Origin of the sequence: Arthrobacter sp. NQ4 (assembly GCF_029077345.1) — a bacterium.
Taxonomy (GTDB): domain Bacteria; phylum Actinomycetota; class Actinomycetes; order Actinomycetales; family Micrococcaceae; genus Arthrobacter.
The window spans coordinates 12,469-32,135 of sequence record NZ_JARETC010000007.1; the positions used below are offsets into that span (position 1 = coordinate 12,469).

Below are 19,667 nucleotides of genomic sequence, written 5' to 3' on the forward strand. Positions count from 1 at the left end.
CAGCAGGCAGCCGCCGCCCCGCCGCCTAGTCGTCCAGGCAGGGGGCTGCTCCGGCCGTCCCGGGGGTATTGGGCGCCCAGTGCGGGTAGGTGCGGAAATCATTGGCGGGCACCCAGCGGCCCGCATCCACCACGTAATCCCATCCCAGTCCGTTGCTGCGCAGCGTCCGGATGCCGGCGAGGAGGCGTTCGGCGTCTTCCAGCCGCGAACCCACGCCGAAACTTGCCCGGAGGGAGCCGGACGGCAGGCCCAGGCGCTTCAGCAGGGGATGGGCGCAGAAGCGGCCGTCGCGCAGGCCCACCCCGTGCTCTGCGGAAAGGTAGGCGGCCACCAGCCCTGCGTCGTAGCCCTCGACCGAGAAGTTGACCACGCCGATGGTGTCCGTTTCCGGGTTGGTGTCCTTGAAGATCTGGTGGACGGTGACGCCGTCGATGTCCTGCAGGCCCTCCACCAGGAAGGAACGGATGGCGGATTCGTGGGCGTGCCACCGGTCCTGGTCGAGTTCGGCGATGACCTGGGTGGCGCGGGCCAGGGTGGCGGCGCCGAGGACGTTCGGCGAGCCCCCCTCGTGGCGGGCCGGGCCCGTGGCCCAGCTGACGCCGTCGAGCCGTGCTTCCTTGACCGCCCCGCCGCCGGCGAGGTGCGGGACACCGGTGTCCAGCCAGTCGGGACGTCCCACCAGGACACCCGCGCCGAACGGCGCGTACAGCTTATGGCCGGAAAAGGCGAGGTAGTCGACGTCGTCCGCGCTGATGTCCACCCTGCGGTGCGGCGCGAGCTGGGCCGCGTCCACCACGATCCGGGCGCCGTGCTGGTGGGCCAGCGCGGCCAGGGCCCGGATGGGAAGAATCTCGCCGGTGACGTTGGAGGCGCCGGTGACGGCCAGCAGGCTGACGCCGCCCTGCTCCAGCTCGGTCCGGACGGCGTCCAGGGTGCCGGTGATGGTGTCGGCGGCAACGATGCTGCGGTGCGGAACGCCCTGCCACGGCAGGAGGTTGGCATGGTGTTCGATGTCCAGGTAGAGGACCTCGCCGTCATGCCGGCCGTCGGTAGCAGGCAGGCAGCCGGCCAGGAGGTTCAGCGAATCGGTGGTGTTGCGGGTGAAGATGACCGAATCATCCGGCCGGCCGCCCACGAAGTCCCGGACGATGCTGCGGGCGTTCTCGTAAACGGACGTGCTGATCTGGGACGCGTAGCCGGCCCCGCGGTGGACGCTCGCGTAGTACGGCAGGATCTCGTTCAGGTAGGCGGAGACCACGGAGAGCGCCGGAGCGGATGCGCCGTAGTCAAGGTTCGCGTACCGGATGTGGCCGCCGGAAATCAGTGGTGCCTGGATTTCCGCGCCGGTGACGGCAGCAAGGGGACGGCCGGCAACGGCGTGGCGATCTCCGGGAGCGCCGGATTCGGCAATGGCGGGCTGGGGGGAGACGGTGGCAGTTGTCACAGAGACCTCACTTGAATACAGGACTCCGGCATAGGGAATCCGCGCTTGCCGCATCCACTCCGGACCGGCCTGGTCGTCACCCGGGGCACCCCGCCGCGAATGGAGGGTTGCCGGCCAGCAAACCGGGGTTTTGCGCTGGCACTCGTGACCTGCATAAAAGCGTAGGACATGGGGCGGCCAGGATTGAAGCCGCGGCAATTGTTAAGGGCTTTGTTACGCAATATCGAATAAACGACGCCGGACACCCCCGTCTGGAGGTGTCCGGCGTCGCAATATTCGCCTAAGGGGGCCAAACCGTGGCAGTTACAGCAGGTCGTCCAGGTACGGGTTGAGGCGGTGCAGCACCTCTGAGTGCAGGATCGAGTTGGTGGCCAGCGCGTTCCCGCCGAACGGTCCGTCCTCGCCTTCGAGGGAAGTGAACCGGCCGCCCGCCTCAACCACGATCGGCACCAGCGCAGCCATGTCGTAGAGGTTGAGCTCCGGTTCGCAGGCAATGTCCACCGAGCCCTCTGCCACCATGCAGTACGACCAGAAATCGCCGTAGGCCCGGGTCCGCCAGACGTCTTCGGTCAGCCCGAGGAACTCGTCGAGGTTGCCGCGTTCCTTCCAGCCGCTCAGGCTGGAGTAGGAGAGGGAGGCGTCGGAGAGGCTGGACACGTCGGAGACGCGCAGCCGGGTGGCAGCTGCCAGGGACCGGCCCATGTACGCGCCCATGCCCTTTGCCGCCCACCAGCGCTTGCCGAGGGCCGGGGCGCTGACCACGCCCACCACAGGCTCGCCTTCATCCACCAGGGCGATCAGCGTGGCCCAGACCGGGACGCCCCGGACAAAGTTCTTGGTCCCGTCAATGGGATCGATGATCCAGCGCCGTGAACCGTGCCCGGTGCTGCCGAACTCCTCACCCAGGACGGCATCGCGGGGCCGGGAGCGCGAGAGCTGGCCGCGGATGGCTTCCTCCGCTGCCTTGTCGGCGTCGGTGACGGGCGTCAGGTCCGGCTTGGTCTCAACGTGGAGGTCCAGGGCCTTGAAGCGGCTCATGGTCTGGTCATCCACGGAGTCGGCCAGGACATGGGCCAGGCGCAGGTCATCGTTGTAGCTCGAAGCGGGTTGGATCATGGTTACAAACTACCGTCTGTGGACGCTTCTGCCGGGAGAACGCGTCAGTTGACGCTGCCGAGCTCTTTGGTTTCCTGTGCGTCCATGCGCGGGTCCGTGCCGAGCAGCCGCCGGAGCGATGCCAGGCGTGCCGGGCCGGTGGGACCTGCGTGTCCGCCTGCCACCCAGTCGTCGAGGCCGCAGTTCACCGCGTTTGCAGTGTGCTTGCACCCGCGTTCACAGTTTTCGATGCCGGGGGACAGGTCGGGGAAGGAGCGCAGGATCCGGTCCGGGTCCACGTGTGCCAGTCCGAAGGAACGGATACCGGGGGTGTCAATGATCCAGCTGCCGGCCGGCGCGTCCGCCAGGCGCAGGGCCAAGGCCGACGACGACGTGTGGCGGCCGCGCCCCGTGACCGCGTTCACTCCGCCGGTGGCCCGCTCGGCGCCGGTCAGCGCATTCACCATGGTGGACTTGCCCACGCCGGAGTGCCCCAGCATCACGGTGACCTTGCCGTCGAGATGGGCGCGGAGGTCGGCCACCGCCGCGCTGTCCAGCCGGGCGGAGAGGCCGTCGTCCGACCGTGCATCGATCCCGGAGGCCTGTGCATCGGCGGTCCGGCTGATGATCACCGGGAAGTCCAGGTGGGTGTAGTTGGACAGCAGCTCCGCGGGGTCTTTCACGTCGGCCTTGGTGACCAGCAGGATCGGCTCGATCCCGGCGTCATAGGCAGCCACCAGGGCGCGGTCGATGAACCCGGTGCGTGGTTCCGGGTTGGCGGCCGCCACCACAATCACCAGTTGGTCGGCGTTGGCCACCACGGCGCGCTCGACGGGGTCGGTGTCGTCGGCGCTGCGGCGCAGGAGGGTGTGGCGGTCCTGGATTTTCACCAGGCGGGCAAGTGTGTCCGGTGCCCCGGACACGTCCCCCACGAGTGAGACGAAGTCGCCGGCAACCACGGGCGAGCGGCGCAGTTCGCGGGCCCGCGCCGCGATGACAACGCGTTCGTTGCCCGAGTCTTCGCCCACCACTGCCGTGTACCGGCCGCGGTCCACCGTGATGATCCGTCCGGTGACGGCATCGTCATGGCTGGGCCGGTCCTTGGTGCGGGGCCGGGAGCCTTTCTTGCTGGGGCGGATCCGGACGTCTGATTCGTCCCAGGAGTCAGTGCTCCGCGCCACTGCCGCGCCCTTCCGGCCCCGGGGTCCCGGCAGCATCCTGGGCCAGCATGTTTGTCCACAGTTGCGGAAAGTCGGGCATGGTCTTGGCTGTGGTGGCGATGTCCTCCACCTGGACGCCGTCCACCGCGAGGCCCAGGATTGCCCCGGCCGTGGCCATGCGGTGGTCGGCGTAGCTGTGGACTACGCCGGCGTGCAGCCGGGCGGGCCGGATGACCAGGCCGTCGCTGGTTTCCTCGGCGTCGCCGCCGAGCCGGTTGATTTCCGCGACCAGGGCCGCCAGCCGGTCGGTCTCATGTCCCCTGAGGTGTGCGATCCCGCTGAGCCGGGAAGGCCCCGTGGCAAGGGCGCACAGGGCCGCGACCGTAGGAGCCAGCTCACTGGTGTCAGCGAAGTCACCGCCCTTGATCTCCGGGCCGCCGGTGACGGTCAGGACGCCGTCAGCAAGGGAGACGGTGGCTCCCATCCGGGCCAGGATGCCGCGCCAGAGGTCGCCCACCTGCTGCGTTTCCAAGGGCCAGTTGGGGATGCGGACCGTACCCCGTGAGGCCAGGGCCGCCGCCAGGAAGGGCCCGGCGTTGGAGAGGTCCTGTTCAATCCTTTGGTCGAAGGCGCGGATGGGTCCCGGTGCCACCACCCAGTGGTTGGGGACAGAATCGTCCACTGACACGCCGGCGCCGCGCAGGACAGCCACCGTCATGTTGATGTGGTCCAGGCTCGGCACAGGCTTTCCGACATGCTCAAGGTGCAGGCCCTCGTCGAATCTCGCTCCCACCAGCAGGAGGGCGGAGACGAACTGCGACGAGGCGCTGGCGTCGATCACCAGGTGGCCACCCCGGACTGCGCCGGTGCCCTCCACCACGAACGGGAGCGACGACGGCGCGGTGCCGTCTTCGGCGGAAACGGCCACGCCCAAGGCTTTGAGGGCTTCGATGATGGTCCCCATGGGACGCTTCCGGGCATGGGGGTCGCCGTCGAACACACTGGCGCCGTTGCGGAGCGCTGCGAGCGGCGGGACGAACCGCATGACGGTGCCGGCAAGCCCGCAGTCGATCCTGGTGGCGGACGGCGCGGCTGCCGCCGGGAGCGGAACAACCTCCAGGTCAGGCCCAAAGGATCCGTCCCCTGGCACTTCGGTGATGGTGGCGCCGAGCTGCCTGAGCGCTTCGATCATGAGTGCGGAGTCCCTGGAGTGCAGGGGTGCCCGGAGCCGGGACGGGCCGTCCGCGAGGGCCGCGAGGACCAGGTACCTGTTGGTCAGGGACTTCGATCCGGGGACGGTCACGGTGGCGTTGACGGGCCGGGACGCGAAAGGTGCGGCCCAGTGCTGGACGGGTGTTCCGGAGGTGTCCCGGGTGGCAGCTGCTGCGGTCATTCGTGCTTAGGCTCCCGCGGCGTGCTCGACGGCGCGGCGTACGGCCTTGTCCGCCTTGTTCAGCTTCTTGGTGGTGGTCCGGCGGGCGTCGGCGGCCAGGTGCGAAGCGTTCCGGCGGGCGTCGGCGGCCAGGTGTTCGGCGCGCCAGGCGAGGCCGGGCTTGCCTGCAGTGTCCACGGAGGCGAGCAGGGCGCCGCCACTGAGGGAGAGGTTCTTGAGCAGCTGGTTCCTGCGGCCTTCGCGCCCTTCCTTGCTGCTGATGTCCGCGCTGCGCCACTCAACGAAGGTGTTCAGGAGGGAAACCACGGTGAGCAGGCCGGCCGAGAGCCGGGAGAACTTGCCAAGGCCGAACAGGACGCCGGCTCCCACCTGGGTTCCGCCGATGACGCGGGCCAGGGTCTTCTCGTTCGTCTGGAAGGGAAGCGAGGCCGCAGCCTTGCGCAGCAGGGGTGAGAGCTGCTGTGCAGTGTCGTCGGAGTTCTTGAGCTTGTCCAGTCCGGCAAGAACGAAACTGGAGGCGAGCATGGGCCTGGCGAGCGTGCGGACAAAGGACATGGATTTCCTCCTGGATGGACGAACCGCGGCGAGCGGCGGAGTCGGTCCTAGTCTTGCACTTTTGGGGAATATTTGCCCGCGGGAGACGGTTATGGCTGTCGGGTCTGAAGGATGGGCCCGGCGATCAATCACCCGATACAGAGCGGAGTTGGGCCTTGCGGAAGGTGTTGGACGGGACCAGACAGGCGGGACCGGTGGCAGTGGACAAGCTGGCCACCGAGCCGCCCGGGTACGGCATGCCCCCGGCAGGGCGGCTGACAGTAGACTTGAAGGCGATGAGCACCCTGGATCCGGCCGTCGCGGCCATGTATGAGGCTTCTCCCGGCGAAGCGAACGGCAGGGAAGGAACGTCACCCCTGGCCGCAGGGCCGGCGGATGCCGGTCCGCCGGCCGTTGACGCGGACGCCGAAGACAGCACCGTGGACGTTGCCACGGAAAGCGTGGAACAACGCCGCCTTCGCTTTGAGCGGGACGCCATGCAGTATGTCGACCAGCTGTACTCCGCGGCGATGCGTATGGCCCGGAACCCGTCGGACGCGGAGGACCTGGTCCAGGAGGCCTACACCAAGGCTTTCTCGGCATTCCACCAGTACAAGCCCGGCACCAACCTCAAGGCGTGGCTCTACCGGATCCTGACCAACACGTACATCAACCTGTACCGCAAACGGCAGCGTGAGCCCCTGCAGTCCAACTCGGACAGCATCGAGGACTGGCAGCTGGCCCGGGCGGAATCGCACACGTCAAGCGGACTGCGTTCGGCCGAGGCTGAAGCCCTGGACCACCTTCCGGATTCTGACGTCAAGAGGGCGCTGCAGGACATTCCGGAAGAGTTCCGCCTGGCGGTCTACTTCGCGGACGTGGAGGGCTTCGCCTACAAGGAAATTTCAGACATCATGAACACGCCCATCGGCACCGTGATGTCCCGGCTCCACCGCGGCCGGCGAATGTTGCGGGACATGCTCGCGGAATACGCCGCCGAGCGGGGATTCAAAACGGCCGCGGATGCGTCGGATGCGGCAGGAAGCAAAGCACAGGAGAACAGGAAATGAGCGACTGCCAGGGATTGGGCGACTGCGACGATACCCGGATGCAACGCATCTACGAGTACCTTGACGGGGCACTGACCCGCGAGGATATTACGGAAATCAAGAACCACCTTGATGACTGCCCCGAATGCACGGAGCAGTATGACCTCGAATGCGTCATCCGCAACATGGTCAAGCGGTCCTGCACCGAATCCGCACCGGACAACCTCAAGAACGCCATCCTGGACCGGATCCACGCGATCCGTCCCGTGGAGGCGTAGGTACCGGACGCGGTAACGCCCATCAGGGCCGAAGACAGCAAAGGACCCCGTAAGCCGAGTGGCTTGCGGGGTCCTTCACTTGAACCGTAGTCCCTGGCATTTGCCTAGGTGTTGGGGCGCTTCCCGTGGTTCGCGCCGCCACGCTTACGGTCACGACGCTTGCGTGCACGCTTGCTCATAGCTGGCCTCCTTACTGTTGGTACTCAAAAGAGCTGCCCTCAAGTCTCCCACATGATCTGGCGCCCCGCGAACCGGGAAACGGCGGATGACCTGCGGCAGGGCTGCGTGGCGGGGTGCTAGGGCTGGAGGGTGCCGCGGATGGCCGCACGGGCGTCGTCCAGGGCCGTCCTGACCGTCTCCAGCGTCATGGGGCTGATGGGCCGGTGCATGGCCTGGCGCCGCAGGTCCGCGCGGAGCTCGTCGCGGAAATCCTGCAGCAGCAGTTCTGCCTCCCTGAGCGGCTGCCCCCTGCGCGCCTGCGACTGGCCGCTTCCCGGCGGAGTGGTGGCCGAGGCAGCCGCGGCACGGGCTGCCTCCGCCGCTGCCGCAAGGTCGCTCCGGAACCCCCGCATGCTGCTGCGGATGTCCTCCCTGAGGGTTCCGGAAAGCCGTTGCACCGAGGCTGCGATGTCATTCTCAACGCCCGCCAGGTCCTCGCGGCGCCGGTTCAGTTCAGCAAGGCCGGCGGCGGTGATGCGGTAGTTGGTGCGCCGTCCCGCCGGCTCGGTGGACACCAGTCCGTCCTCTTCGAGCTTGCCCAGCCTGGGGTAGACGGTTCCCGCACTCGGTGAATAAGTCCCGCCGAACCGGTCCTTGAGCGCCTTGATGAGCTCGTAGCCGTGCTTGGGGCCGCTTTCGAGCAGGGAGAGGAGATAGAGGCGCAACGCACCGTGTGCGAAGACGGGAGGCATCAGCGTTCAGCTTCCCCAAGGGAGTCGACGGGCGCCGGTGCCGGTTCGTGCGAGATCGAGGTTTTGCCGGACACCGAGTTGGTCCGGACAAGCATCAGCTGCCCATCGGGCCCGGCAATCGTCTCCACCTTGCCGTTCGTAAGGAGGCACTGGTGGCCGTCCAGGATCACCGCCCCGCCGGCGGACTTGGCGACGATGTCGACGCCCACGTCAGCGGGCAGGCGGATGGTGAGGTCTCCCGAGACGGAGTTGGAGCCAAAATCCTGCGTGAAATCGAGCAGCTCGAAGCTGAGGTGTCCGCTGACGGTGTTGGTGCGTACGTGGCTGAAGTGGCCGGACGCAGTGACTTCACCGGAGATGCTTTTGGCGGTAAGGACACCCCGGTGGTTCCTGACGGCCACGCTGCCGCTGACCGTGTTGACCTGCAGTTCGCCGGAGGTGCTGTCCGCAGTGACGGAACCCGCCACGGTGTTGAGCCGGACATGGGCGGCAATACCTGAGACGGTTCCATCCCCCCTCACGGTTCCGGCTTCCACCTCCACTCCGCGGGGAACGGCGACGGTGATGACGGCGGAGTTGTCGCTGGTGTGGTTGACGGTCTCCATGAGGTTCTTGAACCAGCCCTGCGCACCGTGCAGTTGATGCCGGACTTCCAGCCTGCCGCCGTTCAGGGACACCGCCACGGGGTCGCCGTGGACCTCGGAGAATTCCAGGCGAACTGCGGGTGCGTCGTGCTCGATGATCTGAAACCTGCCCCCGACCATGCCTAGTTTCACGGACGTCACGGCGTCCACGTCGATGGTCTGCGGGCTGGCGACTGTCCAGTTTTCTCCGGCCATGGTCCCCTCCAAAGGCGATATATCGCGTTATCGCTCCAAGGTATCGCCGCCCGGTGGCGGGGTCAAGATATATCTCGAACGGCGCTACTGGGGCGCGTCCATGCCCAGCCACTGGAACCAGCCGCGGTGCAGCACCAGCCATGCCATGAGGCCATACCCGGCCTGGCCTGGGGTTCCGCCGTTTGCGGCGAGGTCCTGGCGCCACTGTTCGTGGTTCAGCAGGGGCGAGAACGTGTCAACGTAGAGGTGCTTGCGGCGGGTGGTCACATCCGCGAAAGCGGTATTGAGTTCGTCCAGCCGGCGGTTCTGGGCGGGGTCCAGGGTGGGGGGTGGCCCCACGACGAATACTTCGATCCGGTTCTGGGAAGCCGAGTCCAGGATATTGGCCAGGTTCAGCCGGCTCCGTGCAGTGGAGAGGCCGAACTCGATGTCGCGGCCCGAAAGGCCGATGACCAGCCGGTTCTCCGCCTGGGGGCTGAATCGCCTGCCGGCTTCATCCAGCCAGCGCGCAGCGAGGCCTTCCGTACCTTCCTGCGGGCAGGGGAGGGCATAGCTTTCGAGCAGCATGCCGTCCTGGGGAGTGCGGGCCAGGACGCGGCCCAGCCAGCCAAGTGCCCGGGGATCGCCCAGTCCGGCCAGCAGTTCGTCTCCTACAGCCGCGATCCGCAGCTTCCTGTCTTCCACGCGTTCCTCTTTACTTCGGTACGGGTTACTTCGATACGGCCGCTGCCATCGTTGCCGCCGCAGCTGCGGCGGCGCGGGGAGGCGCTGTCAATCCATTAAACAGAACTGCCCGGCCGGAGTCGGGTATTTCGACTCCGGCCGGGCAGCCTTACTGCTTACTTCCGTGCAAATGCCTGCTTCAGCAGGACATCCTGCTCCGCAGCGTGCCGTTTCATGGAACCGGCGGCCGTGGAGGCCGATGCCGGGCGGGACACCAGGCGGACGCGGCGGTCGAGGGCCTCCGGCAGGTGCAGGCCCATAAACGGCCACGGCCCCTGGTTGGCAGGTTCGTCCTGGGCCCACACCACTTCGGCGTTGGGGTACTTGGCAAGTTCCGCCTCGATCTCGGCGTGCGGCAGCGGGTAAAGCTGCTCCACGCGGATGATGGCGGTGGTCTTGTCACCGGTCTTCTGCCGGGTGGACAGGAGATCGTAGTACAGGCGGCCGGACACCAGGAGCACGCGTTCGACGGCGGTGGCCGGCAGCTGCTCGTGGTCACCGATGACGGGGCGGAACGTGCCGTTGGTGAAGTCCTCGACCGACGACGCGGCAGCCTTCAGGCGCAGGAGCTGCTTGGGCGTGAAGATGATCAGCGGCTTGCGCGGGCGGCTGTACGCCTGGCGGCGCAGCAGGTGGAAGTGCGAGGCCGCCGTGGTCGGGTTGGCCACGATCATGTTGTCCTCGGCACACAGCTGCAGGAACCGCTCGATCCTGGCGGAGGAGTGGTCCGGGCCCTGTCCCTCGTAGCCGTGCGGAAGCATCAGGACCAGCGAGGAGCGCTGGCCCCACTTCTGCTCGGCGGACGAGATGAATTCGTCGATGATGGTCTGCGCGCCGTTGACGAAGTCACCGAACTGGGCCTCCCACAGGACCAGGGCATCCGGGCGTTCCACGGAGTAGCCGTACTCGAAGCCCATGGCGGCGTATTCGGACAGCAGGGAGTCGTAGATCCACAGCTTGGCCTGGTCATCGGAGAGGTTGCCCAGGGGCAGCCATTCCTTGCCGTTGGCACGGTCGTGGAAGACGGCGTGGCGCTGCACGAAGGTGCCGCGGCGCGAGTCCTGGCCGGCCAGGCGTACGGGGACGCCCTCCATGATCAGCGAGCCGAAGGCCGCAATCTCGCCGAAGCCCCAGTCGATACCACCCTCGCGGGACATCTGTTCGCGCTTCTCCAGAAGCTGCTTCAGCTTGGGGTGGACCGTGAAGCCGTCGGGGATCTCGACGTGTGCCTTGCCGATCCGGGCCAGGGTTTCGGCGCTGATGGCCGTGGAGGCCGGTGCGCTGACGCTGGAATCGGACTGCTGTGCCTTGGGCCGTTCGATGTCGGACACGGCAGCGGAGTCGGCGGTCACGATCGGGATAGGCGAGGTCTGGGCGGCGTGGGTCTCGGCAAAGACCCGTTCCAGCCGTTCCTGGTAGTCGCGGAGCAGCTGCTCGGCTTCTTCCTCGGTGATGTCGCCGCGGCCGATGAGTGACTCGGTGTACAGCTTGCGGACGGAGCGCTTGGCTTCGATGAGGTTGTACATCAGCGGCTGGGTCATCGAGGGGTCATCGCCCTCGTTGTGGCCCCGGCGGCGGTAGCACACCATGTCGATCACAACGTCCTTGTGGAAACGCTGCCGGAACTCGTAGGCCAGCTGGCCGATGCGGACAACAGCCTCGGGGTCGTCGCCGTTCACGTGGAACACCGGCGCCTGGATCATCTTGGCAACGTCCGTGGAGTAGGTGGACGAGCGCGACGACGACGGTGCGGTGGTGAAGCCCACCTGGTTGTTGACCACGATGTGGATGGTTCCACCGGTGCGGTAACCCCGGAGCTGGGACAGGTTCAGCGTTTCAGCCACCACGCCCTGGCCGGCGAAGGCCGCGTCGCCGTGGACCATGATGGGCAGGACAGGGAACGACTCGCCCTGGTCCAGCCGGTCCTGCTTGGCCCGGACGATGCCTTCGAGGACGGAGTCCACGGCTTCCAGATGCGACGGGTTGGCGGCGAGGTAGACCTTGGTCTCCTTGCCGTTGTCCGAGGTGAAGGTGCCTTCGGTGCCCAGGTGGTACTTGACGTCACCGGAGCCCTGCACGGAGCGCGGATCCTGGGTGCCCTCAAACTCACGGAACACCTGGGCATAGGTCTTGCCGGCGATGTTCGTCAGCACGTTGAGGCGGCCACGGTGGGCCATGCCGATCGCAACCTCGTCCAGGCCGTCGTCGGCGGCATCGGACATGATGGCGTCAAGCAGCGGGATCAGGGACTCGCCGCCTTCCAGCGAGAAGCGCTTCTGGCCCACGAACTTAGTCTGCAGGAACGTCTCAAAGGCCTCGGCGGCGTTCAGCTTGGAGACAATCCGCAGCTGTTCCTCGCGGCTGGGCTTGGAGTAGGCGTGCTCCAGCTGGTCCTGGAACCACTTGCGCTCGGCAGGCTCCTGGATGTGCATGTACTCGATGCCCGTGGTGCGGCAGTAGGCATCGCGCAGGACGCCGAGGATGTCGCGGAACTTCAGCATCGGCTTGCCGCCGAAGCCGCCGGTGGGCCATTCGCGGTCCAGGTCCCAAAGGGTCAGGCCGTAGGTGAGGACGTCGAGGTCCGGGTGCTTGCGCTGGACGTACTCCAGCGGGTCGGTGTCCGCCATGAGGTGGCCGCGGACGCGGAAGGAGTGGATCAACTGCTGGATCCGGGCCACCTTGTTGATCTCGTCGGCCGGGTCCACCTGCAGGTCCGGGCTCCAGCGGACGGGCTCGTACGGGATGCGCAGGGCTTCGAAGATCTCGTCGTAGAAATTCTGCGCGCCCAGCAGCAGCTGGTGGACCAGCTTGAGGAACTCGCCGCTGCCGGCGCCCTGGATGACGCGGTGGTCGTACGTCGAGGTCAGGGTGAGGACCTTGCTGATGGCGTTCTGGGCGATGATCTTCTCGCTGGCGCCCTGGAACTCTGCGGGGTAGTCAAGGGCGCCGACGCCGATGATGGCGGCCTGGCCCTTGGAAAGGCGGGGCACCGAGTGGACGGTGCCAATGCCGCCGGGGTTGGTCAGGGACACGGTGGTGCCCTGGTGGTCCTCGGCGGTTAGCTTGCCGTTGCGGGCCCGCTTGATCAGGTCCTCGTACGTGTGCCAGAACTCGGCGAAGTTGAGGGTCTCGGCCTTCTTGATGTTCGGGACCATGAGCAGCCGGGTGCCGTCGGGCTTGGGCATGTCGATGGCGATGCCGAAGTTGACGTGCGCAGGCTGGACGGCAACGGGCTTGCCGTCTACCTCGTCGTAGTACACGTTCATGGAGGGGAACTGGGACAGGGCGCGGATGACGGCGTAGCCGATGAGGTGCGTGAAGGAAACCTTGCCGCCGCGTGCGCGGGCCAGGTTTGAGTTGATGACCACACGGTTGTCGATGAGCAGCTTGGCCGGAATGGCACGGACGCTGGTGGCAGTGGGCACCTGGAGGCTGGTGACCATGTTGGTGGCGATGGCCTTCGCCGGTCCGCGGAGGACGGAGACGACGTCTTCCTCGGGTGCGGTGGGTGCCTTGACGTTCTTGGGCAGCTGCGCCGGGATGGGCTGCGAGCCGGTGCCGGCCTCGGTCTTCTTGCCGCCGTCGCGGGCTTCCGTGGCCGGGGCCTTCTTGACGGGTGCGGGGGCTGCCGGTGCGGCAGGCGCCGGGGCAGCGGCGGCGGCCGGCGCAGCGGGGGCGGCAGCCGGCGACGGTGCCGGTGCTGCGGAAGCCTGCTTCACGATGGGGAGTTCCCGGGTGGGAGGGTTGGCGGCCTGTGCGGAATTTCCGTTGGAAGAAGAACCGTTGCCCGAGTCGAAGGATTCGAACAGGGGCCACCACTTGGCATCCACGGCGTTCTTGTCCTGCTGGTACTGCTCGTACAGTTCGTCAACGAGCCACTCGTTTCCGCCAAATTCCTCTGGTAGACGGTGGCTTGGCTGCTCTGGCACTTGAAATACGCCTCTTCCATGAGTTTGATTTCTCTTTGGCCCCCCGGTGCTTCAGCACTACGTTCGAACCAGTCTCTGCGTCCTCTGAACCCGGACCTTTGCAAGTCTAGTGAGCATCCTGTGTTAACTGCCAATAAGGGTGACTCAAATCATGAAGTGACGAACCCGGGCCCGAATATGGCGGCCACCGGCCTGCCGCCGGGGGCCGTCATCAGCCCAGCGCGGCAGGCGCGAAGGCGTGCCAGCAGGCCACTTCCGGCCGCCCGGCCGAGCGTCCGGCGCGGGGCTGCTCCTGTAGACTGAAATTCTTATGGACAGTAAATCTAGGTGCCGGCCTGGGCGCTGTCAGCGGAGCTCGAAGAGCAGCGCCGCGCAGTCCGCCCCCAGAGCCGGCAAACCCCGACAACGCGCCCATCACCAGCCCACGGCCCAGCTTGCCGCAACCCGCACGGACCAGGCGTCGGTATCCGCCGATCATCCTCCGCCGGGACGAAACAGCTTTTCCACACCACGGCCGCTTCCCCTTCCGGCACAGCCCGCGCTCCGGGCGGGATGCTGAATGGAGTGGTTCCTCCTCGCAGCAGGCTTGCTGCTGATCGCCGGCACCGGGTTCTTCGTGGCCGTCGAGTTCTCCCTCATCGCCCTGGACCAGGCCACCGTCCAGCGCGCAATCGACGACGGCGACACGGGCGCGGTGCCCTTGCTCACCTGCCTCAAGTCGTTGTCAACGCAGCTGTCCAGCTGCCAGCTCGGCATCACGCTGACCACCTTGCTCACCGGTTACGTTATGGAACCCTCGATGGGCCGCCTCCTCAAGGCGCCGCTGGGCGCCGTCGGACTTCCCGACGTGGCGGTGGAGTCCGTGTCCCTGATCCTGGCGATGGTGGTGGCGACCCTGCTGTCCATGCTCCTGGGTGAGCTGGTGCCGAAAAACATGGCCATCGCACTCGCTTTTCCCGTGGGCCGCGCCCTGGCCGGCCCCCAGCTCGTCTTCACCACCATCTTCAAGCCGGCCATCCTGGTCCTCAACGGATTTTCCAACAAGGTCCTGCATGTCTTTGGGCTGGAAGCCAAGGAGGAGATTTCGGGAGCCCGGACGCCGGCGGAGCTCGCCTCGCTGGTCCGCAGGTCTGCTGCGATGGGAACCCTTGACGCCGGGACTGCCAACTTCATTGCCCGCACCCTGAACTTCTCCACCAGGACAGCGGCGGACGTGATGACACCGCGCATCAGGCTGGAGACGATCGACGCAGACCAGCCGGTTTCCGACGTCGTGGATGCGGCACGCCGGACCGGCTACTCACGCTTCCCGGTCATCGGTGATTCGGCCGATGACATCCGTGGCCTGGTGCACGTCAAGAAGGCCGTTGCCGTTCCGTGGGAACGCCGGCAGAACCTCGAAGCGGGCGCCATCATGACCGAGGTGCTGCGCGTGCCCGAAACCATCCACCTGGATGCGCTGCTGGCCGAGCTCCGGGAGGGAAACCTTCAGCTGGCCGTCGTGCTGGATGAATACGGCGGAACCGCCGGCATTGCCACCCTGGAAGACCTGGTGGAGGAAATCGTGGGCGAGGTGGCGGATGAGCACGACAAGGTCCGGCCGGGGCTGCTGCAAAGCGCCTCCGGCGACTGGTACTTCCCTGGGCTCCTCCGTCCCGATGAGCTGTCCGAGCAGATTCCCGGCCTGAGCGTTCCGGATGAAGCGGCCTATGAAACCGTGGGCGGCTATGTCATGAGCAAGCTCGGCAGGATCGCGGCCGTGGGCGACACCGTTCCGGTCAACGGCGGGACACTCAGCGTGACCCGGATGGACGGCCGCAGGATCGACCGTATCTGCTTCCACCCCGCGGCGGAGCCGGCTGCGCAGGACGCCAACCACAGGAGCAAGCCATGAGTGACTGGGCCGGAATACTGTGGCTGGGCGTCCTCCTGCTGGGCAACGCCTTCTTCGTGGCCGCTGAGTTCGCCATCATGTCCGCGCGCCGCAGCCAGATTGAACCCCTGGCGGACGCCGGCTCAAAGCGCGCCCACACCACCCTGCGCGCCATGGAAAACGTCTCCCTGATGCTGGCATGTGCGCAGCTGGGCATCACGGTCTGTTCGCTGTTGATCCTGCTGGTGGCCGAGCCGGCAATCCACCACCTGCTCGCGGTCCCCATCGAGACGGTGGGCCTCCCGGCGGAAGTGGCTGACGTGGCAGCCTTCGCTGTGGCCCTGATGCTGGTGACCTTCCTGCACGTGACATTCGGCGAGATGGTGCCCAAGAACATCTCGGTGTCCGTGGCGGACAAGGCAGCACTGTTCCTGGCCCCGCCGCTGCTGTTCATCTCGCGGCTGGTCCATCCGGTGATCTCAGTCCTCAACTGGTCCGCCAACCACATCCTCAAGCTGATGCGGATCGAGCCCAAGGACGAGGTCACGTCCTCCTTCACCCTGGAGGAGGTGCAGTCGATTGTGCAGGAGTCCACGCGCCACGGCTTGGTGGATGACGACGCCGGGCTCATTACGGGTGCGCTGGAGTTTTCGGAGCACACGGCTGAGGACATCATGGTCCCGATCGGAAACCTGGTCATGCTGGGGGCCTCCACCACCCCCGTGGAGTTCGAGAAAGCCGTCAGCCGCACTGGTTTCTCCCGGTTCCCCATGCTGGACGACGAGGACATGCTCTACGGCTACCTCCATGTAAAGGACGTGCTGTCCATACCGGAGTCCGCCTATGAACTGCCCATCGCCGAAAGCCGGGTCCGGTCACTGGCAAACCTGGCCCTGGATGACGAGATCGAAAAGGCCATGTCCGTCATGCAGCGCACCGGATCCCACCTGGCGCGCGTGATTGGCCCGGACGGCAACACACGCGGGGTGCTCTTCCTTGAGGACGTCATCGAACAGCTGGTCGGCGAAATCAGGGACGCAACCCAGGCCACCGGAATCCGCAGGCTGGGCCAGCCGAACGGCAGCTGAAACCCCGGACGCGCCCCTGGCTGTTCCCGGGGGCGCGTCGGGGGTGGGCCTTGGAAAGCAGCGCGTCCACCTAAATAGGAATCATTCGCATTTAGGTATAGGCTGGGCATTGTTGTCCTCCCCATCCTGTGTGAACTGAGGTTTTCCGTGCGCCGTCCAGCCGCTGCCAGCTCTTTCCTTGCCGCCCTCGCCGGTGCCGGCCTCCTGCTCAGCGCCTGCAGCCCCCAGCCGTCGCAGACCGCGGACCAGGCGCAGGGGATCAACGTCGTGGCCTCAACAAACGTCTACGGTGACATTGCCCGCACCATTGGCGGGGACAAGGTCAACGTGACGGCCATCATCAACAGTGCCGGGCAGGATCCGCACTCCTACGAGGCGACCGCCCAGGACCGGCTGGCTGTGTCCAAGGCCCGGCTCGTCATCGAAAACGGGGGCGGCTACGACGACTTCATCCACACCCTGGTGGAGAGCAGCAAGCTCGACAGCGCCTCCGTGCTGACCGCCGTCGAGGTTTCCGGCGTGGCCCACCCGGACGAAGCTGCCAGTGCAGCGCCATCCGCCACCGCCGAGGCAGCAGCTGGCCATGACGGTCACGACCACGGCGGCCTTAACGAGCACGTCTGGTACAGCCTGCCTGCCATGGAGCGGATGGCTGACGGCATAGCGGACAAGCTCGCAGCGCTGGACCCCGGCGCTGCGGCTACCTTCTCCGCCAACGCTGATTCCTTCAAGTCCTCCCTGTCCTCCCTCCACGGCCACCTGGATGCCATGAAAGCCGCCGGGGGAGGGGGCCGGGTGGCAGTCACGGAGCCGGTCCCGCTGTACATGCTGGAAGATGCCGGGCTGGCGAACGCGACGCCTGAGCAGTATACGGCCGCTATCGAAGAGGGCACTGACGTTCCTCCCGCCATCCTGAAGGAAGCCTCGGACCTGGTCGGTTCCAAGGCAGTCCGCCTGCTGGGCTACAACGCCCAGACGGAAGGACCCCAGACCGAGGCGCTGAAGAAGGCGGCGGAAACCGCCGGAGTGCCCGTTGTGGACTTCACCGAGACACTGCCCGAAGGCAAGACCTACCTGCAGTGGATGACGGACAATGTGAACAACATCAGCAAGGTTCTGGAGACAAACAGGTGAATTCCGTCGTCAGCCTCAAAGGGGCGCGCCTCAGGTTCGGCCAGCGCACGCTCTGGGACGGCCTTGACCTGGACATCAGGCCCGGCGAGTTCTTCGCCGTGCTGGGTCCCAACGGCAGTGGCAAGACCAGTTTCCTGAAAGTCCTGCTGGGCCTGCAGAAACTGCACGCCGGAGAAGCGATGCTTGGCGGGCGCCCCGTGGAACGCGGCAGCAACCTGATCGGCTACATACCCCAACAGAAGTCCTTTGCGCCGGACACGCCCATGCGTGCCCGCGACCTGGTGGGGCTGGGAGTGGACGGACACCGCTGGGGAATCCGGCTCTCGCAGGGCAGGACAAACCGGAAGGTTGACCAGCTCCTGGAACTCGTGGGTGCATCCGACTACGCCAACGTCCCGGTGGGGCAGCTCTCCGGCGGCGAACAGCAGCGGCTTCGGGTGGCCCAGGCCCTGGCGACCGATCCCCAGGTCCTGCTCTGCGACGAGCCCCTGTTGTCCCTGGACCTGCACCACCAGCAGGCGGTGAGCGCCCTGATCAGCAAGCAGAGCCGCGAGCACAACAGCGCCGTGGTCTTTGTGACCCACGAAATCAACCCGATCATCGAGTACGTGGACCGGGTCCTCTACCTGGCCGGGGGACGTTTCCGCGTCGGAGCGCCCGATGAGGTCATGACCACCGACGTGCTGTCCGACCTTTACGGCAGCCATGTGGAGGTGATCCGCGCCAACGGCCGGCTCGTGGTGGTAGGCCTTCCCGACGCCACCACCCACCACCACGCCGGTGCGGACACGATGGCAGGGGAGGTGCTGTAATGGACGCCGACAGCATCCTGGGCGCCATCTTCAATTTCGACAACTACGGCGAGCTGCTGGTCCTGGTCCAGAATTCCATCTGGGCGGGTGCCATCCTGGGGCTGCTTGGCGGCCTGGTGGGCATTTTCGTCATGAAGCGCGACCTTGCCTTCGCAGTCCACGGTATTTCCGAGCTGTCCTTCGCGGGAGCCGCTTTCGCACTCCTGGTCGGGGCGGATGTGGTCTTCGGCTCGCTGGTTGGATCGGTGGCGGCCGCACTGCTGCTGGGCCTGATGGGAGTCCGCGCGCGGGACAAGAACTCGATCATCGGGGTCATCATGCCGTTCGGGCTGGGACTGGGCATCCTGTTCCTGTCGCTTTACCAAGGCCGCGCGGCGAACAAGTTCGGGCTGCTGACCGGGCAGATCGTTTCCGTGGACACAGTCCAGCTCCAGGCACTCGCCGGGACCGCCGTCGTCGTGATGCTCGTGCTGCTGGCCATCTGGCGGCCGCTCAACTTCGCCAGCGTTGATCCGGAACTCGCTGAGGCGCGGGGAGTGCCCGTCCGCAGCCTGGGCATCGTGTTCATGATTGTCCTGGGCGTCAGCGTGGCCCTGTCCATCCAGGTGGTGGGCGCCCTGCTGGTCCTCGCCCTGCTGATCACCCCCGCTGCCGCGGCGTTGCGGGTCACCTCATCTCCGGTGGCGGCGGTGGTGCTCAGCGTGGTCTTCGCCATGACGGCCACGGTGGGCGGGATACTGCTGGCCCTGGGCGGCCGGATCCCCATCAGCCCCTATGTCACCACGTTGTCGTTCCTGATCTACGTGGTGTGCCGCACGATCGGCTCGGTACGGGAGGCCCGTGGCCTCAACGGGCGGGTCCTTACAGCTTCCCGGCAGCCTTAAGGGCGGTGCAGTCCGGGCACAGCCCGAAGATTTCCACCGTGTGGTCCACCTCGGTGAACCCATGCTCGGACGCAGTGCGCACGGCCCACGTCTCCACGGCGGGGGCTTCCACCTCCACGGCCTTCCCGCAGTTCCTGCACAACAGGTGGTGATGGTGGCCGGTCACCGCGCACCGCCGGTACACCGCCTCGCCATCGCCGTTGCGCAGCACGTCAACCAGGCCCTCATCGGCGAGTGACTGCAGGATGCGGTAGGCGGTGGCAAGCGACACCGACACACCCTGGTTCTGCAGGATCCGGTAGAGCTCCTGGGTGCTGACGAAGTCGTCCAGCCGGTCAAGGGCAGCACTGACGGCTTTGCGCTGCTTGGTAACGCGCTGTTCCTTGCCGCCTCCAGCCGGGGACGGGGCGGCGGAATCAGCCTTGACGCCGGTAGGCATGGACGAACTCGCTTCCGTGGGGGGCAAACATCAAGATTACCAGCCGGATCTTCCTGGACGGCGTTCGTGGACAGCGTTCCGG

At 66.6% G+C, this 19,667-nt stretch carries 18 protein-coding genes and 1 riboswitch; of the genes, 7 read left to right on the forward strand and 11 right to left on the reverse strand.

Annotation, left to right across the window (positions count from 1 at the left end):
• Positions 1–25 precede the first annotated feature (25 nt).
• The 5 genes from PUN51_RS12960 to PUN51_RS12980 form a co-directional block, all read right to left on the reverse strand.
• Entirely contained in the window at positions 26–1,444 is a 1,419-nt protein-coding gene (locus PUN51_RS12960; protein ID WP_275181242.1) for an aminotransferase class V-fold PLP-dependent enzyme, read from the reverse strand.
• Positions 1,445–1,480: 36 nt separating this feature from the next.
• A riboswitch (SAM riboswitch) is annotated at positions 1,481–1,594 on the reverse strand.
• A 153-nt stretch (positions 1,595–1,747) separates the two neighbouring features.
• Entirely contained in the window at positions 1,748–2,560 is an 813-nt protein-coding gene (hisN, locus tag PUN51_RS12965; RefSeq protein ID WP_159631609.1) for a histidinol-phosphatase, read from the reverse strand.
• A 44-nt stretch (positions 2,561–2,604) separates the two neighbouring features.
• A complete protein-coding gene (rsgA, locus tag PUN51_RS12970; protein ID WP_159631610.1) occupies positions 2,605–3,720 on the reverse strand; it encodes a ribosome small subunit-dependent GTPase A in 1,116 nt (371 codons plus the stop codon).
• Positions 3,704–5,092 carry a 3-phosphoshikimate 1-carboxyvinyltransferase gene (gene aroA, locus PUN51_RS12975; protein ID WP_275181243.1) on the reverse strand — a complete coding sequence of 463 codons (1,389 nt, stop codon included), beginning with the start codon at positions 5,090–5,092 and terminating at the stop codon, positions 3,704–3,706. Before aroA ends, rsgA begins: the two co-directional genes overlap by 17 nt.
• Before the next feature lie 6 nt (positions 5,093–5,098).
• Positions 5,099–5,647, reverse strand: a complete 549-nt coding sequence (locus PUN51_RS12980) for a DoxX family protein (protein WP_159631612.1) — start codon at positions 5,645–5,647, stop codon at positions 5,099–5,101.
• Positions 5,648–5,883: 236 nt separating this feature from the next.
• Here PUN51_RS12980 and PUN51_RS12985 point away from each other — a divergent pair, with 236 nt between their 5' ends.
• Positions 5,884–6,696 carry a sigma-70 family RNA polymerase sigma factor gene (locus tag PUN51_RS12985; protein ID WP_159635361.1) on the forward strand — a complete coding sequence of 271 codons (813 nt, stop codon included), beginning with the start codon at positions 5,884–5,886 and terminating at the stop codon, positions 6,694–6,696.
• Positions 6,693–6,953: a mycothiol system anti-sigma-R factor gene (gene rsrA, locus PUN51_RS12990; protein ID WP_056334975.1), complete on the forward strand. Its 261-nt coding sequence runs from the start codon at positions 6,693–6,695 to the stop codon at positions 6,951–6,953. Before PUN51_RS12985 ends, rsrA begins: the two co-directional genes overlap by 4 nt.
• A gap of 104 nt (positions 6,954–7,057) precedes the next feature.
• Here the strand turns inward: rsrA and PUN51_RS20845 are convergent, their stop codons facing one another.
• The 5 genes from PUN51_RS20845 to PUN51_RS13010 form a co-directional block, all read right to left on the reverse strand.
• Complete coding sequence (locus tag PUN51_RS20845; protein ID WP_369299106.1) at positions 7,058–7,132, reverse strand: 50S ribosomal protein bL37; 75 nt, start codon at positions 7,130–7,132, stop codon at positions 7,058–7,060.
• A gap of 117 nt (positions 7,133–7,249) precedes the next feature.
• Positions 7,250–7,864, reverse strand: coding sequence for a PadR family transcriptional regulator (locus PUN51_RS12995; protein WP_224026488.1), 615 nt, complete (start codon positions 7,862–7,864; stop codon positions 7,250–7,252).
• Positions 7,864–8,703 (reverse strand): DUF4097 family beta strand repeat-containing protein, encoded by an 840-nt coding sequence (locus tag PUN51_RS13000; RefSeq protein WP_224026487.1) that lies wholly within the window; start codon positions 8,701–8,703, stop codon positions 7,864–7,866. Before PUN51_RS13000 ends, PUN51_RS12995 begins: the two co-directional genes overlap by 1 nt.
• A gap of 84 nt (positions 8,704–8,787) precedes the next feature.
• The gene (locus tag PUN51_RS13005) at positions 8,788–9,387 is read right to left on the reverse strand and encodes a GDSL-type esterase/lipase family protein (RefSeq protein ID WP_141160025.1); all 600 of its coding nucleotides are present in this window, start codon (positions 9,385–9,387) and stop codon (positions 8,788–8,790) included.
• Positions 9,388–9,542: 155 nt separating this feature from the next.
• Complete coding sequence (locus tag PUN51_RS13010; protein WP_275181244.1) at positions 9,543–13,355, reverse strand: multifunctional oxoglutarate decarboxylase/oxoglutarate dehydrogenase thiamine pyrophosphate-binding subunit/dihydrolipoyllysine-residue succinyltransferase subunit; 3,813 nt, start codon at positions 13,353–13,355, stop codon at positions 9,543–9,545.
• A gap of 559 nt (positions 13,356–13,914) precedes the next feature.
• Here PUN51_RS13010 and PUN51_RS13015 point away from each other — a divergent pair.
• From PUN51_RS13015 to PUN51_RS13035, 5 genes are all read left to right on the forward strand, one after another.
• Positions 13,915–15,249 carry a hemolysin family protein gene (locus PUN51_RS13015; protein WP_275181245.1) on the forward strand — a complete coding sequence of 445 codons (1,335 nt, stop codon included), beginning with the start codon at positions 13,915–13,917 and terminating at the stop codon, positions 15,247–15,249.
• The gene (locus tag PUN51_RS13020; protein WP_275181246.1) at positions 15,246–16,316 is read left to right on the forward strand and encodes a hemolysin family protein; all 1,071 of its coding nucleotides are present in this window, start codon (positions 15,246–15,248) and stop codon (positions 16,314–16,316) included. Before PUN51_RS13015 ends, PUN51_RS13020 begins: the two co-directional genes overlap by 4 nt.
• Positions 16,317–16,463: 147 nt before the next feature.
• Positions 16,464–17,450, forward strand: coding sequence for a metal ABC transporter solute-binding protein, Zn/Mn family (locus PUN51_RS13025; protein WP_275181247.1), 987 nt, complete (start codon positions 16,464–16,466; stop codon positions 17,448–17,450).
• Positions 17,447–18,262: a metal ABC transporter ATP-binding protein gene (locus PUN51_RS13030; RefSeq protein WP_275181248.1), complete on the forward strand. Its 816-nt coding sequence runs from the start codon at positions 17,447–17,449 to the stop codon at positions 18,260–18,262. Before PUN51_RS13025 ends, PUN51_RS13030 begins: the two co-directional genes overlap by 4 nt.
• On the forward strand, positions 18,262–19,146 hold the full coding sequence (locus PUN51_RS13035; protein WP_275181249.1) for a metal ABC transporter permease: 885 nt from the start codon (positions 18,262–18,264) through the stop codon (positions 19,144–19,146). Before PUN51_RS13030 ends, PUN51_RS13035 begins: the two co-directional genes overlap by 1 nt.
• Here the strand turns inward: PUN51_RS13035 and PUN51_RS13040 are convergent.
• The gene (locus tag PUN51_RS13040) at positions 19,124–19,585 is read right to left on the reverse strand and encodes a Fur family transcriptional regulator (protein ID WP_159631620.1); all 462 of its coding nucleotides are present in this window, start codon (positions 19,583–19,585) and stop codon (positions 19,124–19,126) included. The two genes, PUN51_RS13035 and PUN51_RS13040, sit on opposite strands and share 23 nt — an antisense overlap.
• Positions 19,586–19,667 lie beyond the last annotated feature (82 nt).